Raw genomic sequence first — 16,021 nt, 5'->3', positions numbered from 1 at the left:
TCCGTCATGGCTTGGAACATCTCGGCCGGCGCGATCCGCAATCCGATCCCGCCGATCCTGCTCATTCTGGCACTCGTGTTCGCGGGCTGGACTGCGTACGGCCGGCTGCCGATCAACCAACTGCCGAACGTCGACTTCGGCGGCTTCACGGTCGGCGTCGGCCAAGCCGGCGCCGCGCCAGAGGAAATGGAAACCCAGATCACGCAGCGCATCGAAAGCGCGCTGACGTCGGTCGAAGGGGTAAAGCGCGTCACCTCGACGATCTCGCCTGGCTTTTCCAACACCGTTGTCGAGATGGAGAGCGACGGCGATCTCGGCCGCGCCGTCGAGGACGCGCGCGACGCGATCAACCGCATTCGATCCGAACTGCCCGCCGACATCAGCGAACCCGTGATCACGCGGCTTGACGCGGCGAGCCAACCGATCGGCTACTACGCTGTCGTCGGCGAAGGCATGTCGCCGCAGGATATCTCCTGGTTCATCGACAATGATCTGCAGCGTGAATTGCTCGCGGTTCCGGGCGTCAGCGGCATTCAGCGCACCGGCGGCGTCGATCGCGAAATCCGCGTCGAACTCGATCCCGCGCGCATGCTGGCCTACGGCGTTTCAGCCGACGCGGTGAACGATCAACTGCGCGCCATGAACGTCGATTTGCCAGGCGGTCAAGCCCAGATCAGCGGCCAGGCGCAGTCCATTCGCGCGCTCGGTGGCGCGGAAACCATCGCCCAGCTCAATGATCTGCGCATCTCCGCCGCGGACGGCCGCACTGTTCGTTTGGGCGATCTCGGCACAATTACCGACGCCGCCAGCGATATGAACTCGGTGTCGCGGTACAACGGCCAGCCTGTCGTCGGATTCGCCATCCTGCGCTCGCGCGGCGCCAGCGAAGTGCAAGTGTTCGACCGCATGGACGAGCGGCTGCGAGAGATTGAACGCCAGCGTCCGGAAATCGAAGTTCGCGAAATCTTCTCCACCGTGGAATTCATCCGCGGCATGCACGAAAGCTCGATCCACGCTTTGATCGAAGGCGCGCTGCTGGCGTGCTTGGTCGTGTTCCTGATCCTACGCGATTGGCGCGCAACGCTGATCGCCGCCGCCGCCATTCCGCTCTCAATCTTCCCGACCTTCGCCGCCATCGAAGTGCTGGGCTTCACCTTGAACATGGTGACGCTGATCGCGCTCGCGTTGGTGACCGGGGTCTTGGTCGATGACGCCATCGTCGAGATCGAGAACATCGTCAGGCACATGCGGATGGGCAAAGGCGCCTACCCGGCAGCGCTCGAAGCCGCCGACGAAATCGGCCTCGCCGTCGTCGCCACCACAGGGGCGATCATCGCGGTGTTCGTGCCGGTGAGCTTCATGGAAGGCGGCATGGGCGTCTTCTTCAGGGAGTTCGGGCTGACCGTCGCCTTCGCGGCGCTTTTCTCGCTCATTGTCGCGCGTTTGATCACGCCGATGATGTCTGCCTTCTTTCTCACCAACAAAGCGCACGACCACGAAGCCAAGCCGGGTGTGCTGACGCACGCCTATCGCGACACGCTAAGCTGGTCGATCCGCAATCCATGGAAGACCATCGGCGTCGGGCTTGGCGTCTTCATCGTGCCGCTCGTACTGCTGATTGTCGGCGTCATTCCCGCCGTCGTCATTCCGCGATTCGACGCCGGTGTGATCCAGGCGCGCGTCGAGATTCCACCGGGCACACCCGTGCTGCAAGCCGATCGCGTGCTGCAGCAAATGAGCGCACGCATTCGCCAGACCCCGGAAGTCGAAGGCGTGTTCACCGCCATGAACGGCTCCGACGGCTCGGCGCCGAACGCCGACATGTTCATCTCGCTGGTTGATCGCGGCGATCGCAACAAGTCCGCCTACGCGATCCAGCAAGTGCTGCGTCCGGTGCTTTCTGAGTTTCCTGATTACCGCGCCGCATTCGTGCAGGATCAGGGCGGGTCTTCCGGCTCCGACATCACCGTGCAGTTCGTCGGCCAAGATCCGGCCGCCGTGAACGCGGCCGCCGACCGTCTCGCCGCCGCAATGGGCCGTCTGCCGCAGCTGACCGACGTTCGTTCGACCTCCGCTCTGCGTCGGCCGGAACTGCAAATTCGCCCGCGTCAGGAAGACATGGCGCGCCTCGGTGTTTCGGCCTCCGCGCTTGCGTCCGCCATCCGCATCGCAACAAGCGGCGACGCGGAGCAATTTCTGCCGCGTTACGATCTAGCCGATCGCCAGATTCCGATCCGTGTCACGCTCCGGCCCGACCGCCGCTCCGATCTCGACGCATTGCGCTCTTTGCCGGTGCAATCGCAGCTCGGCGAACCAGTACGCCTCGACGCTGTCGCCGACGTTCAGTTCTCGTTGGGCGAAGCCGCCATCGAGCGGCGCGACCGCGAGCGCGCTGTCACCGTCGGCGCCAACGTCGTGCCCGGCGTGGAGCTCTCTACCGCGCAGTCCGCTGTCACCAATCTGCCCGAGGCGCAGAACCAGCCCGGTGCGCGCCTCGCGTCCGCCGGACAAACCGAAGACTTCGCGGAAATGACCGCGAGCTTCGGCAGCGCGATGCTATGGGGCGTCATCCTCATCTACATCGTGCTGGTGCTGCTGTTCCGCGACTTCTTCCAGCCCATCACCATCATGACGGCGTTACCGCTTTCGATCGGCGGCGCGTTCTTGGGGCTCATCATCGCCAACCAGCCGCTGTCGCTGTTCGCCTTCATCGGCCTGCTGATGCTGATGGGCTTGGTGACGAAGAACTCCATCCTGCTGGTCGATTTCGCGGTCGAGCGCATGCACCACGGCATGAGCCGCAACGCCGCACTGATGGAAGCCGGCATGCAACGCGCACGGCCGATCATCATGACGACTTTCGCGATGTCGGGCGGCATGTTGCCGGCCGCTTTGGGCTGGGGCGTCGACGGTACATTGCGTCAAGGCATGGGCGCCGCCGTGATCGGCGGGCTGATGCTCTCCACCCTGCTCTCGCTGGTGTTCGTGCCCGCCATGTTCGTGCTGATCGACCGGCTCGAACGCTGGGTGCAGGGCTTCCTGCCCAAGCCGCACATCCCGGACGCCGACGATCCGGTCCGCACGCCAGCGGAGTAAAACAAAGGAGCGCGGGTCTTCGGACCCGCCTAGTCAGGCTACGGGAAAATGCGGGTCTGAAGACCCGCGCTCCTTTCGGCTTGTCTCGCATCGATACTTCATATATAAACTAACTCATGCGCATAGCCTGCGTCGGCGGCGGTCCCGCCGGCCTCGTCTTCGCGATCTCCATGAAGCTGCGCGACCCGCGGCATGATATCACCGTGTTCGAACGCAATGATCCTGGCGACACCTTCGGCTGGGGCGTCGTGTTCTCCGATCAGACCATGGAGAACCTCCGCTCCAACGATCCCAAAAGCGCCGACGAAATTGAAGCCGACTTCGCGCATTGGGACGACATCGACGTCCACATCCACGGTCAAACTATCACCTCCTCCGGCCACGGCTTCGTCGGCATTGGCCGCAAGCGTCTCCTGAACATCTTACAAGACCGCGCCCGCCAACTCGGCGTGCGGCTTGAGTTCAAAACCGAGGTCGAGCCTTCGCCGGAGCTGTTCGCCGCCTACGATCTTGTCCTCGCTTGCGACGGCGCCAACTCAAAGCTGCGTTCCGCAGACACCGAACACTTCGGCGTCGACATCGACATCCGCCCCAACAAATACATCTGGCTCGGCGCCAACAAGGCGTTCGACGCGTTCACCTTCGCCTTCGAGCAAACCGAACACAGCTGGATTTGGGCCCACGCCTACAAGTTCGACGATGGCGCCTCCACCTTCATCGTCGAATGCAGCGAAGCCACCTGGCGCAGCTTCGGCTTCGACGCGATGAGCCAAGACGAAACCTGCCGCGCGGCAGAGAAGCTCTTCGCCAAATACCTCGACGGCGCCACGCTCGACACCAACGCCAAGCATTTGCGCGGCTCAGCCTGGCTCAACTTCCCGCGCATCGTCTGCGAAACGTGGCACAAGGGAAACCTGATCCTGATGGGCGACGCCGCCCACACGGCGCACTTCTCGATCGGCTCCGGCACCAAGCTCGCGATCGAAGATGCGATTAAGCTGGCGCAAGTGCTGCACAGCGGAAAGCCGCTCGCGGAAGCGCTGGCCGAGTACCACGCCGAACGGCAAGTCGAGGTGCTGAAGCTCCAGAACGCCGCGCGTAACTCAACTGAGTGGTTCGAGAACATCGATCGTTACGCCAATCTACAACCGCTGCAGTTCGCATATTCCCTGCTCACCCGCAGCCAGCGTGTCAGCCACGAGAACCTGCGCTTGCGCGATAACGGTTTCCTCAATCGCGTGGAATCTTGGTTCGCTGGCGCCGCCGAGCGCGGGCCTTCAGGCCCGCCTGGCGCCAACGACGCAGCGGCTAGCACCGATGCGCGCCTGAAGGCGCGCGCTCCAACTCCCCCAATGTTCGTCCCTCTAAAACTCCGCGAGATGGAGATCGCCAACCGCGTGGTTGTTTCGCCGATGTGCATGTACTCCGCCGTCGACGGCGAAGTGAACGACTTCCACCTTGTGCACTACGGCGCCCGCGCCGGCGGCGGCGCCGGGCTCATTTTCAGCGAAATGACCGATGTCTCCGCAGACGCACGGATCACGCCCGGATGCGCTGGCATGTACAAGCCCGCGCACGTCGCGGCCTGGAAGCGCATCGTCGATTACGTGCACACGCACACCAACGCAAAATTCGCGCTGCAACTCGCGCACGCCGGCCGCAAGGGCTCGACCCGCGTGCCGTGGGAAGAGGATTTCGCCGATCAGCCGCTGACTGAGGGCAATTGGGAAATCATCGGCCCCTCGGCCATCGTCTGGTCGGATCGCAACGCCACCCCGCGCGAGATGACGCGCGCCGACATGGAGCGAGTCAAAGCCGATTTCGTCCGCGCCACACTCTTGGGCGAGGAAGCCGGCTTCGACATGCTAGAACTGCATTGCGGCCACGGCTATCTGCTCTCTTCGTTCCTCACGCCGATCAGCAACCAACGCGCCGACGCGTATGGCGGCAGCGTTGAAAACCGACTGCGCTTCCCACTTGAAGTGTTCGAAGCGATGCGCGCCGCTTGGCCGAAGCACAAGCCGATGAGCGTCCGCATCTCCGCCACCGATTGGCACGATGAGGGCTTGAGCACCCAAGATTCCGTCGCCATCGCACAGGCCTTCGCCAACGCCGGCGCCGATCTGATCGACGTTTCCGCCGGCCAAACCACGCCACTCGCACGTCCCGTTTACGGCCGCATGTTCCAAACGCCATTCTGCGACCGCATTCGCAACGAAGCGCGGGTGAAGACGATGGCCGTTGGCAACATCTTTGAGCCCGATCACGTCAACTCGATCCTCGCCGCCGGCCGCGCCGATCTGTGCGCACTGGCGCGACCGCACCTGATGGATCCGAACTGGTCGCTGCGCGCCGCCGCGGAGCTGGGCTATGCTGGCCTCGCTGGCCCAAAGCAGTATCGGCCCGGCCAGCAGCAAATGCAGCGCAATCTCGCACGCAAAGCCGCGGAGCAAGCATGACCAAACACGCTTTCATCACCGGCGGCGGCACCGGCATCGGGTTGGCAACGGCGCGCGCCCTCGCGGCAAAAACTGGCGTGCGGCTCACGCTGGTCGGACGCGACGGCGCACGCGTGCAAGGCGCGGCGGAAGCATTTGAGGACGCGCAAGGCGTCGTCTGCGACGTCGCCGACGAAGCATCCGTCACAGCTGCCTTCGCCCAGGCGCGCGACCGCTACGGCGCCATCGACATTCTCATCAACAATGCCGGAATCACGCCATCGGCGCCACTGCACAAAACATCGCTCGCGGCCTGGAACGAAGTGCTGGCAATCAATCTAACCGGCGCATTCCTCTGCACGCGCGCAGCTTTGCCGGATATGTACGACGCCAAGTGGGGCCGTATCGTCAACGTCGCCTCGATCGCCGGCTTGATGGGCAGCGCGTACATCGCCGCCTACTGCGCCTCCAAACACGGCATGGTCGGCATGACGCGCGCATTGGCAAAAGAAGCCGCCAAGCACGGCGTCACCGTCAACGCCATCTGCCCCGGCTATGTCGAAACCGATATCGTCACGCGCGCCGTTGAGAACATCGCGGCGAAAACCAAGCTCAGCGGCGACGAAGCGCGCGCCTCGCTCTACGCCGGCAACCCGCAAGGCCGGTTGATCACCGCCGACGAAGTCGCGAGCGCCATTGCCTGGCTCTGCAGTGACGGAGCGGCGGCCACCAATGGCGCTGCAATTCCGATGTCGGGCGGCGAAATCTGATGGCCGACGCGCGCGACACCGTCCGGCTCTCGCTTCGGTTGCTGACCACGAGCCGGCTGATCGAGCGCGAAGTCGACGCCCTCTTCCGCGCGCGCTTCGACAGCACCATTGCGCGCTTCGATTTTCTCTCCGCACTCGACCGACATGGCGCGCTCACACTGGGCGAGGTGTCGCAATACCTACTCGTGTCCAACGGCAACGTCACGCAATTGCGAACGCGCTTGAACGAAGACGGCCTGATCGAAACCGAGGCGGACAAGAGCGACCGCCGCATCCAGCGCGTGCGATTGACCAAACGCGGCGAAAGCGTATTTAAGCAAATGGCCAAAGCGCACGCAGCGCGCGTCGATTCGCTGTTGGGCGAACTCACGCAAACCGACAAACAAGCGCTGACGCGGCTGCTGGACGGCGCCAAATCGTCCATCCGCCGCAAGCTGACAAAGGGAGCGGCGCCGTGATCAACGATGCCTGGAAGAGCGCCGATTACCGCGCCGAGCATTTCCTCTGGAGCGTCGAGGATCGCGTCGGAACCGTTACACTCAATCGTCCCGAACGCAAAAATCCGCTGACGTTCGAAAGCTACGCCGAACTTCGCGATCTCTTCCGCCGCCTGAGCTACGCCGACGATTGCCGCGCCATCGTCATCACCGGCGCAGGCGCCAATTTCTGCTCGGGCGGCGACGTGCACGACATCATCGCGCCGCTGACCAAGATGACCATGCCGGAGCTGATGCGCTTTACCCGCATGACCGGCGACGCCGTCAAAGCCATGCGCGCCAGCCCGCAGCCGATCGTCGCCGCCGTCGAAGGCGTCTGCGCCGGCGCCGGCGCCATTCTCGCGATGGCGAGCGACATCCGCTATGCCTCGGCAAATGCCAAGACCGCGTTCCTGTTCACGCGCGTCGGCCTCGCTGGCTGCGATATGGGCGCGTGCGCAATCCTGCCGCGTATCATTGGCCACGGCCGCGCGAGTGAGCTGCTCTACACCGGCCGCTCCATGAGCGCCGAGGAAGGCGCTGCGTGGGGCTTCTTCAATAAGCTCACCGAAACGCCGCTCACCGAAGCACAAGCTTTCGCGCGCGATCTCGCCAATGGCCCCGCTTTTGCGCACTCCATGACCAAAAACCAGCTCAACATGGAATGGAGTATGAGCCTCGAGCAGGCGCTCGAAGCTGAAGCCCAGGCGCAAGCCATCTGCATGCAAACGAAGGACTTCGAGCGCGCCTACGTCGCCTTCGCATCGAAGCAGAAACCGGTGTTCGGGGGCGACTGAGATGAGCGTGCACGTCGATACTTTCGTCCGCGACAATCTCCCGCCCCGAGATCAATGGCCGGAGTTCAGGTTTACACTGCCGGAGTTGCAATTTCCGTCGCGCTACAACGCGAGCAGCATCCTCGACGCGGCGATCGCCAGCGGCCACGGCGCCAGAAACGCGGTGCTGTTTTCATCGGCCACGCTCACCTACGAGATGCTTTTGCGAGAAGCGTCTCGCATAGCCCATGTGTTGATGCACGAGTACGGGCTCGTCCCCGGCAACCGCGTCCTCATCCACTCTTCCAACACCCGATTGTCGATCGCCGTTTGGTGGGGCGTGTTTCGCGCGGGCGGAGTCGCTGTCGGCACGATGCCCATGCTGCGTCCTCACGAACTCGCCCTGATCCTCAACAAGGCGCAGATCTCCCACGCCATTGTGGACTCGCATCGCGCCACGGAGCTTGAGCAAGCGCGCGCCGATGCGCCGCCGTTGAAGCACATCATCTCCACCGATGACTTAGAGCGGCGCATGGCGAATGCGCCTAACGATTTTCACGCGGTCCCAACCGCCGCCGACGATCCCGCGCTCATCGCCTTCACCTCCGGCACAACCGGCACGCCAAAGGGGTGTGTTCACTTCCATCGCGATATCGCGGCAATGGCCGAAACCTTCTCGCGCCATGTGTTGCAACCAAAGCCCGCCGACATATTCATCGGTACGCCGCCGTTGGCGTTCACGTTTGGACTCGGCGCCGGCGTAATTTTCCCGGCAAGCGCCGGAGCCGCAACGGTGATCTGCGACAAGCCCGGCTTCGACGTTCTCGCCGACACCATCGCGCAGCACAAAGCCACAACGCTCTTCACCTCCCCCACCGGCTATCGCGCGCTGATGAAGCAGGACATGGCGAAGCTCGCCTCGCTCCACACCTGCGTCTCCGCCGGTGAGCATCTGCCGCGCGCCACATCGGACCAATGGTTCGAGCGCACGGGCATCCGCATCATCGACGGCATCGGCTCGACCGAGATGATTCACATTTTCGTCTCCGCACGCGCCGACGACATTCGCCCCGGCGCCACCGGCAAGGCTGTGCCCGGCTACGAAGCGACGCTGCTCAGCGACAGCGACGAGCCGTTTGATGGCGAAGGCGAAGGCCGCCTCGCCATCCGCGGGCCAACGGGTTGCCGCTATCTCGCGGACGAGCGGCAGAAGAACTATGTCGCCAACGGCTGGAACGTCACCGGCGACATCTATCGCCGCGATGCCGACGGCTATTTCTGGTACGTCTCGCGCGCCGACGACATGATCATCTCGTCCGGCTACAATATCGGGGCACCGGAAGTAGAGAATGCACTGCTCACCCACGACGCCGTCGCCGAATGCGCCGTGATCGGCGCGCCGGATGAACAGCGCGGGCAGATCGTCAAAGCGTTTGTCGTGCTCAAACCCGGCGTAAGCGCCGACGAGCGCGCTCTGCAGGATCACGTCAAGGCAACCATCGCGCCCTACAAATACCCACGCGCGATCCAATTCGTCGCTGAGCTGCCGAAGACACACACCGGCAAGCTGCAGCGTTTCAAACTCCGCGAGCCTTCATGAACCCGTTCACACGCGACATCATCGTACGCTTCGAACACTGCGACACCGCCGGCATCATGTTCTACCCGCGCTTCTTCGCGCTGGTGAATGAAACGGTGGAGGATTGGTTCGCCAGTCTCGGCCACTCGTTCAAGTCGCTGCACGTCGATCAGCGCAAGGGCGTGCCGACTGTGCGGTTTGAATCCGAGTTCGTCGCGCCTGTACGCATGGGCGATACGCTACGCCAAAGTCTTGGCGTCGAGGCGATCGGCACGTCATCGCTCAATCTGAAACACCTCGCCGCTGTCGGCGATCGCGCGGTGGCGCGTTTCGATCAGACCATCGTGTTCACCGATCTTGCGACGATGAAGGCCGAGCCGTGGCCGAGCGACCTGCGCGACGCCGTCGCCAACTTCGCGGGGATCGAGGCATGAGAACGCTGCTCCCCGAAGGTTGGCCGAGGCCCAAGGGATATGCCAACGGCATCGAAGCGGAGGGCCGCATCGTGTTCGTCGCCGGCCAGATCGGGTGGACGCCCGAGGGCAAGTTCGGCGCGACAACCCTGCCCGCGCAATTCGCACAAACGCTCGACAACACGCTCGCCGTTCTCCGCGAGGCCAATGCCGGCCCCGAACATGTGGCGCGCATGACCTGGTACATCACCGACAAGCGCGCCTACCTCGCATCGCTCGCCGAGATCGGCGCGATCTGGCGCGACAAGATGGGGAAGAACTACCCCGCGATGGCAGTCGTCGAAGTGAAGGCGCTGATCGAAGACGCCGCGCTCATCGAAATCGAGACAACCGCCGTCGTGCCGCGCTAGAGTGCGTTGAGGAGTTCCGCGATGGCAGACCACAGCCTCTTCACCTTCGTCCGCGTCCACGGCGCGTCGCCCGAGGCCGTCGGCAACGCGCTCCGGGACGGCAGCGACAAGATCATGGATATCTATTCGATCATGGGCGAATGGGATTTGCTCGTGCGCATTGAGCACCCCGATCTCAACACGATCCAGAAAGTCGTCGCCGACACCATCCGCGCGCACCCGAACGTGGCGCAAACCTACACCATCCTCGGCTATCAAATTTACGGCTCCAAATGGCCGGGCTTTGATTATCCCGACACGGAATGAGCCTCGACCTCGAAAAACAATACAACAACCGCGCCCGCGTCCCCGACTCCGCGGCGATCATCGCAAGCTGGGCGCGCGACGCCGCTGCGTATCGTGAAATCAAGCCACCGCGCATGATCGCGTACGGGGACGGCGAACGCCACAGCATCGATCTGTTCGAGGCCGGCGAAGGCCCCGTCGTCATGTACATCCACGGCGGCTACTGGCAGGCGCTAGACAAGAGTTTTCACAGCATCCACGCGCGCGGCTTGAACCAACTAGGCATCACCGTCGCCGTACCGAGCTACGATCTATGTCCCGCCGTTGCGATCGGCGACATCATCCGCCAATTGCGGCATGCGTGTATCTCGCTTCATGAAGCAGTGCGCGCGCCGATTATTGCCAGCGGACACTCAGCGGGCGGGCACCTAGCCGTTTGTATGCTCGCCTCGGAGGATTACGTCCCCGCCGCCTACTCAATTTCGGGGCTCTTTGAACTTTCGCCGCTGATCGAAACAAGTCTCAACGAGAAACTGCAACTCACTCCCGAGCGGGCAACAGCGTACAGTCCGATATTCTGGCCTGCACCGGAAGGTAAAACGCTAGACGCCGTCGTCGGCGCCGATGAATCGAGCGAGTTCTTGCGCCAGAGTGCTGCGATCGTCACGGCCTGGGGCGAGGACGGCGTGAACACGCGCTACGAAGAAATCGACGGCGCCAACCACTTCACCGTCATCGCGCCGCTCGTCGATCCGAGCAGCGCGATGTGTGAACGCTTGAAGCAACTGGTGGACGCCGCCCGCTAACTCGCAGGCTGCACCACTTCGATCGGCAAGCCCAATCCTTCCAGCTGGGGCCGCACCACCGACGCGTCGCCGACCACAACCCAGACGAACCGCCGCGGATCGACCACTGCGCGCGCAGCGGAATCCATGTTGGCTGCCGTCATCGCGCGATAGCGAGCCGCAACGCTTTCCCAGTACGTGTCAGGGCGGTTGTAGAGATCGTTCTGGCGAAGTGCGTTCAGCACAGCCCCAGCCGTCTCAAACGCACCCGGCAACTGGCGGATGTTGCCGTTGATGGTGCGCGTGTGCTCCGCCTCGGTCACGCCGTTAGCGCCATTGAACGCGTTGATCTGCTCGATCAACACGCGGATGGAATCACCGGTGCGGTCCGATTGCACCGGCGCGTTGATGATATACGGCATCCGATATTCACGCAGCTGCGCATTGCCACCCAAGCCGTACGACCAACCACGGCGCTCCCGGATCTCAGTGTTGAGGCGCGATAGGAAATTGTTGCCGAGCACTTCATTCGCAGCCGCCAGCGTCAGCGTATCATCGGTGCCGCTGATCGGCAGGACGTTGCCGGCATAGATCACCGATTGCGGCGATTGCGGACGATCCACTACGATGATGCGTGAGCGAGGCTCCGGGATCGGCGCGGTGAAGTCCTTGCGCCCCGCAGCAACCGTCGTCGAACCGCGCCATTGGCCGAAGCGCGCATCGAGCAAACGGCGCACTTCCGCGAGCGGACGATCCGAGACAACGAAGATGCGCGCCGTTTCAGGCCGCACCCAAGTCTGGTGGAACGCCACGAGCGCGTTGCGATCCAGTGCGCCCACGGATTCCGCGGTGCCGACCCCCGAAGCCGCGCGGCCGTACGGATGGTTGGCGCCGTAGATGAGAGGCGGCAAAGCGCGCTGCGCGAGGCCGTTTGGCTGGGTCAATTCGGCGGAGACCGCCGCGAGCTGCTGATTGCGCAGCCGCGACACTTCCGCGTCGGCGAAATCGGGTCGGATCACGATGTCGGAGAACAAGTCGAGCGCCAGCGGCAAGTTGGCCGAGAGCGCCGTGAGCGTCACCGAGGTGCGATCAAGCGTACCTGCTGACGCAATGGTTGCGCCGATGCGTTCCTGTTGCTCGGCGATTTGCATTGCGTCGCGCCCGCCGGCGCCGGTATCGAGCGCGGCCAACATCAGGCGTTGCGTGCCGAAGGCCCCTTGCGGATCGGCGGCGACGCCAGCGTCGAAATCGATCGCGACCAAAGTGGCCGGAATGGAAGTGCGGTTGGCATACACCACCTCGATGCCGTTCGAGAGCGTAGCGCGCTCGACGCTCGGGAAATCGAGATCCGCGATCTCGCCGACGGCCGGCATCGGATCGCGCGGCTGCGCCGTCGGCGGCGATGTGTCCGGCGGCGGACGGCGCGTGGCCACGGATTCTTCGTAGGGCTCGCGCTCGCCTGGTTCGGTGCGCAAGGTGTGCGCCGGCCGTGTCAGCCAACGTTGCATCGCCGCCCGCACGCTTGCGGGCGTCGCTTCGCCGTACTCAAGTAGATTGCGACGGAAATAGGCGGGGTCGCCGGTCATGATCTGGCCGTCAGCCAGCACCCAAGTGGCGCCGGTGAACCCGCCGATCTGCTCGATCGCGAACGTGCTTTGCGCGATCTGCGTGGTGGCGACGCGCTGGATTTCATCCTCGCTCGGTCCGTTGGCGATGAAGTCCGCCATGATCTCATCGAGCCGTCGCGTTACCGCGTCAGCGTCTTGGCCAGGCTTCACGTCCACCGTGACGCTGAAAAAGCTCAGCCGCTGAAACGGCTGTAGACCAGCGGTCACGGCAACAGCCGTCTGCTCATCGCGCACCAAGATGCGATCGAGCCGTGAGCTAGCCAGTCCGCCTAGCACTTGGCCTGCGATGGCGAGATCGACTTCATCCGCATGGCCCTGCCCCGGCACCACCCAGCTGCGCTCAATGCGCGTGTTGGAAACGCGATCGTGCAGCACTTCGTTGATCGCGGCCGGCAGCGTCGGCACATCGGCGTCCGCTGGGACGTTCTGCGCGCCACGCGGGATCGCGCCGAAATAGCGCTGCACCAAAGGCCGCGCCTCGGCGATATCGATATCTCCGCTCAACACCAGAACCGCGTTGTTCGGTCCATAATTGTCGCGGAACCATTGGCGCACGTCTTCCAACGACGCTTGGTCCAGGTCCGCCATCGCCCCGATGGTGGAGTGGCGATATGGGTGGCCATCGGGAAACAGCGCTTCAAGCTGCGCGTATTCGCTCAGACCATACGGCTGGTTGTCGCCCTGGCGCTTTTCGTTCTGCACGATGCCGCGTTGCGCATCGAGGCTCGTCTGCGTCAGCGCGCCGAGCAGATAGCCCATGCGCTCGCTCTCAATGTAGAGCGCGAGATCGAGCGCCTGCGTCGGCACCGTTTCGAAATAATTGGTGCGATCGAACCAGGTGGTGCCGTTCCAATTGGTGGCGCCCACTTCGCGGAGCGGCACGATCAGGTTCGGAATGTGCTCGGTGCCGTTGAACAGCATGATGTGTTCGAACAGGTGCGCGAAACCAGTCTGGCCCTGCGGCTCATCCTTGGAGCCGACATTGAACCACGACGCCACCGCCACGACCGGCGCCTTGCGGTCCTCGTGCACGATGACGGTCAAGCCGTTGTCCAGCGTGAACGTCTCGTAGCCGAGCTGCACATCTTGCATCAGCTCAGCGACCGACGCCGGTTGTGCGGAACTCGCAGGCCCGTCCACGCTTGCTGTCGCACAGGCCGCCAGCGCCAACGCGCCAACCATCGCCGCGAATGATCTCATCGCCCACTCCCGAGTTTGAGGGGCCAAACCACACGCGCGCGGCGGCAATGTCCAGCCGCTTGACACAAAAGAGCGACGAGCGACGCCGTTTCAGCGACGCCGCGAGGGACCCGCGCCGGCCCTAACCGGCGCGGGTCAGCGCATTAGGTCGTGGCCTGCTGCGCGGCGCGTTTCGCAACGTCTTCGGCGCGGCGGCCGGTGACTTCGACCATGTGATCGAACGACGCCTCGAACGTCGCCAAGCCTTGAGTCAATGAACGCAGCTCGATGATGAAGTTCTGCCGCTCCGCATGCGGCAGGTACACATCGACGCGATCCCAACCGTTCCAGCCATCGCGCGGCTCGAAGCCGAGGATTTGTCCGCCATGGCTCGACACCGCCGAGTTGATCTTCGGCGTGCCCCAGCTCGGTGTGTGGATTGAAAGCTTCTCGATGGGCTCCAGCAACACCGGCTCGCACTCCGCCAGCGCGTCGTTCATGCCGATGCGGCCCGCTGAGTGGAACGAATGCTCCGATGAATCGACGGCGTGGAACGAGCCGTCGATCAACGTCACCGACACATCGACGACCGGAAAGCCAATCGGCCCCTTCGCCATCGCGTCTTTGACGCCGCCTTCCACCGCCGGAATCCACTGCCGCGGAATGGCGCCGCCGGTGATCTTATCGACAAACTCGAAGCCACGCCCGCGCGGTTGCGGCTTCACTTGAATGACGCAATCACCGAACTGGCCGTGACCACCGGTCTGCTTCTTGTGACGTCCGCGCTTCTCGGCGCTCTTGCGGATGGTTTCCTTGTACGGCGTCGAAGGCCGCGTCGAAGACACATCCACGCCGAAGCGCCCTTTGAGTCTATCGATCACCGAACGCAGATGCGGCTCGCCCTGCCCTTGCAGCAGGATTTCATGCGTGACCTGATCGTGCACGACTTCGAGGCCGGCATCCTCCTCCACAAGTTTCTGCAACGCACCGGAAAGCCGGACGTCGTCCTTACGGTCCTTGGTGGCGATGGCGAGCTGATAGACAGGAAAACGTTTCTTGCGCTCGATCTTGATCGCCTCGGCCTTGCCACTGGCGACCAGAATGTCGCCCGCCGCGACGGGGTCGAGTTTGCCGATCGCAACCACATCGCCTTCCGGCGCCGTCGCGATCTTCTTCGTCTGCGCGCCACTGACCGAAAACAGCGCCGCCGCCCGGCCAGACGAGCCATCGCTCAGGGCAACTTGATCGGACTCGGAAAGCTTGCCGCCGAACACACGCGAGTATGCGAGCTTGCCCGCCTGCCCCGCGTGCGAGATCTTCATCACGTACGCGCCCACGCCTTTCAGCCCCAAGCGTTCGGCCGCGTATTGCGGCGCCGGCGTATCGTGGCGGAACGCCTTCAACAGCCGCCGCACGCCGTGACCGCCAGCGGTCGAGCCAAAAAACACCGGCGTGATCAGTCCTTCGCGCAGCTCGCGCACCAAGTCCGCGAACACCGTGTCGCGATCCGGCGTGGTGTCGGAAAGCAGTTGCTCCATCAGCGTGTCGTCATAATCGGCGAGCTGTTCCAGCATGTGGAAGCGCGCTTCGGTTTCGCGCTCCGCCAATTCCTTCGGAATGTCGATCACGCTCGACGGCTTGCCCGCCTCGTAATGATAGGCCCGCTCCAGCGCGAGATCGACGAACCCGGTGACCTTCTCATCTTCCCAGATCGGAATCTGCCGCGCCACGAGGGGCACTGCGCTCACCGGCTGCAGCGCTTCCAACAGATCGCGCACGCGTCCGCGCGCCTGATCGATCTTGTTGATGAACAGCGCGCGCGGGATGTTCTGATCCTCGAGCACCTTCAGGAACGGTTGCACCAACACGGCCTTTTCCGGATCGGGATCGGCGACGACGATCGCCAAGTCCACGGCGGGCAGTGCGAAATCTGAATCTGCGAGGAAGTCGACGGCGCCGGGTGCATCAATCAGCGCGTAATGGTCGCCCATGAAGTCGATGGCGGTGAAGCTGGTTTCAGTGGACTGGCCCGCCGCGGTCGGGGCTGACCCCGATCCGCCCGAGGCGGCTGATGCCAGAGCTTGGATCAACGCCGTCTTGCCCGCCCCGGTCGGACCGACGACGGCAATTGCCCTCACGATGTTGGCGGATTTGCTTTCAGCCATGACGCTGCCTCCTCTGTTCCC

At 63.6% G+C, this 16,021-nt stretch carries 12 protein-coding genes; 10 read left to right on the top strand and 2 right to left on the bottom strand.

The window, feature by feature from the left end; genetic code table 11:
- Nucleotides 1–6: 6 nt before the first annotated feature.
- The 10 genes from DSM104635_RS00635 to DSM104635_RS00590 all read left to right on the top strand — a co-directional run bounded on the left by DSM104635_RS00635 (nucleotide 7) and on the right by DSM104635_RS00590 (nucleotide 11,049).
- Nucleotides 7–3,096 (top strand): efflux RND transporter permease subunit, encoded by a 3,090-nt coding sequence (locus DSM104635_RS00635; RefSeq protein ID WP_158764329.1) that lies wholly within the window; start codon nucleotides 7–9, stop codon nucleotides 3,094–3,096.
- A 116-nt stretch (nucleotides 3,097–3,212) separates the two neighbouring features.
- Entirely contained in the window at nucleotides 3,213–5,555 is a 2,343-nt protein-coding gene (locus tag DSM104635_RS00630; RefSeq protein ID WP_158764328.1) for a bifunctional salicylyl-CoA 5-hydroxylase/oxidoreductase, read from the top strand.
- Nucleotides 5,552–6,304, top strand: coding sequence for an SDR family NAD(P)-dependent oxidoreductase (locus DSM104635_RS00625; RefSeq protein ID WP_158764327.1), 753 nt, complete (start codon nucleotides 5,552–5,554; stop codon nucleotides 6,302–6,304). Before DSM104635_RS00630 ends, DSM104635_RS00625 begins: the two co-directional genes overlap by 4 nt.
- Nucleotides 6,304–6,762, top strand: a complete 459-nt coding sequence (locus DSM104635_RS00620) for a MarR family winged helix-turn-helix transcriptional regulator (protein WP_158764326.1) — start codon at nucleotides 6,304–6,306, stop codon at nucleotides 6,760–6,762. Before DSM104635_RS00625 ends, DSM104635_RS00620 begins: the two co-directional genes overlap by 1 nt.
- Nucleotides 6,759–7,577, top strand: coding sequence for an enoyl-CoA hydratase family protein (locus DSM104635_RS00615; RefSeq protein ID WP_158764325.1), 819 nt, complete (start codon nucleotides 6,759–6,761; stop codon nucleotides 7,575–7,577). The genes DSM104635_RS00620 and DSM104635_RS00615 overlap by 4 nt, the downstream gene beginning before the upstream one ends.
- Nucleotide 7,578: 1 nt before the next feature.
- Nucleotides 7,579–9,156, top strand: a complete 1,578-nt coding sequence (locus DSM104635_RS00610; RefSeq protein WP_158764324.1) for an AMP-binding protein — start codon at nucleotides 7,579–7,581, stop codon at nucleotides 9,154–9,156.
- Entirely contained in the window at nucleotides 9,153–9,569 is a 417-nt protein-coding gene (locus DSM104635_RS00605) for an acyl-CoA thioesterase (RefSeq protein ID WP_158764323.1), read from the top strand. Before DSM104635_RS00610 ends, DSM104635_RS00605 begins: the two co-directional genes overlap by 4 nt.
- Nucleotides 9,566–9,958 carry a RidA family protein gene (locus tag DSM104635_RS00600; RefSeq protein ID WP_158764322.1) on the top strand — a complete coding sequence of 131 codons (393 nt, stop codon included), beginning with the start codon at nucleotides 9,566–9,568 and terminating at the stop codon, nucleotides 9,956–9,958. The genes DSM104635_RS00605 and DSM104635_RS00600 overlap by 4 nt, the downstream gene beginning before the upstream one ends.
- 21 nt (nucleotides 9,959–9,979) lie before the next feature.
- A complete protein-coding gene (locus DSM104635_RS00595; RefSeq protein ID WP_158764321.1) occupies nucleotides 9,980–10,264 on the top strand; it encodes an Lrp/AsnC ligand binding domain-containing protein in 285 nt (94 codons plus the stop codon).
- Nucleotides 10,261–11,049, top strand: a complete 789-nt coding sequence (locus tag DSM104635_RS00590; RefSeq protein ID WP_158764320.1) for an alpha/beta hydrolase — start codon at nucleotides 10,261–10,263, stop codon at nucleotides 11,047–11,049. The genes DSM104635_RS00595 and DSM104635_RS00590 overlap by 4 nt, the downstream gene beginning before the upstream one ends.
- Here DSM104635_RS00590 and DSM104635_RS00585 read toward each other — a convergent pair.
- A complete protein-coding gene (locus DSM104635_RS00585; protein ID WP_158764319.1) occupies nucleotides 11,046–13,856 on the bottom strand; it encodes a M16 family metallopeptidase in 2,811 nt (936 codons plus the stop codon). The genes DSM104635_RS00590 and DSM104635_RS00585 overlap by 4 nt on opposite strands.
- Before the next feature lie 143 nt (nucleotides 13,857–13,999).
- On the bottom strand, nucleotides 14,000–16,000 hold the full coding sequence (locus DSM104635_RS00580) for an elongation factor G (RefSeq protein WP_158764318.1): 2,001 nt from the start codon (nucleotides 15,998–16,000) through the stop codon (nucleotides 14,000–14,002).
- Nucleotides 16,001–16,021 lie beyond the last annotated feature (21 nt).

The sequence above is a fragment of the Terricaulis silvestris genome, assembly GCF_009792355.1.
Classification (GTDB): Bacteria; Pseudomonadota; Alphaproteobacteria; order Caulobacterales; family Aquidulcibacteraceae; genus Vitreimonas; species Vitreimonas silvestris.
This window is presented reverse-complemented; position numbering and strand designations above follow the sequence as displayed.

Excerpts from the sequence above, each read along its gene's own strand:
- DSM104635_RS00635 (WP_158764329.1), top strand. The coding sequence starts at position 7 with ATGGCTTGGAACATCTCGGCCGGCGCGATCCGCAATCCGATCCCGCCG.
- DSM104635_RS00600 (WP_158764322.1), top strand. The coding sequence starts at position 9,566 with ATGAGAACGCTGCTCCCCGAAGGTTGGCCGAGGCCCAAGGGATATGCC.
- DSM104635_RS00625 (WP_158764327.1), top strand. The coding sequence starts at position 5,552 with ATGACCAAACACGCTTTCATCACCGGCGGCGGCACCGGCATCGGGTTG.
- DSM104635_RS00585 (WP_158764319.1), bottom strand. The coding sequence starts at position 13,856 with ATGAGATCATTCGCGGCGATGGTTGGCGCGTTGGCGCTGGCGGCCTGT.
- DSM104635_RS00620 (WP_158764326.1), top strand. The coding sequence starts at position 6,304 with ATGGCCGACGCGCGCGACACCGTCCGGCTCTCGCTTCGGTTGCTGACC.
- DSM104635_RS00595 (WP_158764321.1), top strand. The coding sequence starts at position 9,980 with ATGGCAGACCACAGCCTCTTCACCTTCGTCCGCGTCCACGGCGCGTCG.
- DSM104635_RS00605 (WP_158764323.1), top strand. The coding sequence starts at position 9,153 with ATGAACCCGTTCACACGCGACATCATCGTACGCTTCGAACACTGCGAC.
- DSM104635_RS00580 (WP_158764318.1), bottom strand. The coding sequence starts at position 16,000 with ATGGCTGAAAGCAAATCCGCCAACATCGTGAGGGCAATTGCCGTCGTC.
- DSM104635_RS00590 (WP_158764320.1), top strand. The coding sequence starts at position 10,261 with ATGAGCCTCGACCTCGAAAAACAATACAACAACCGCGCCCGCGTCCCC.
- DSM104635_RS00610 (WP_158764324.1), top strand. The coding sequence starts at position 7,579 with ATGAGCGTGCACGTCGATACTTTCGTCCGCGACAATCTCCCGCCCCGA.
- DSM104635_RS00630 (WP_158764328.1), top strand. The coding sequence starts at position 3,213 with ATGCGCATAGCCTGCGTCGGCGGCGGTCCCGCCGGCCTCGTCTTCGCG.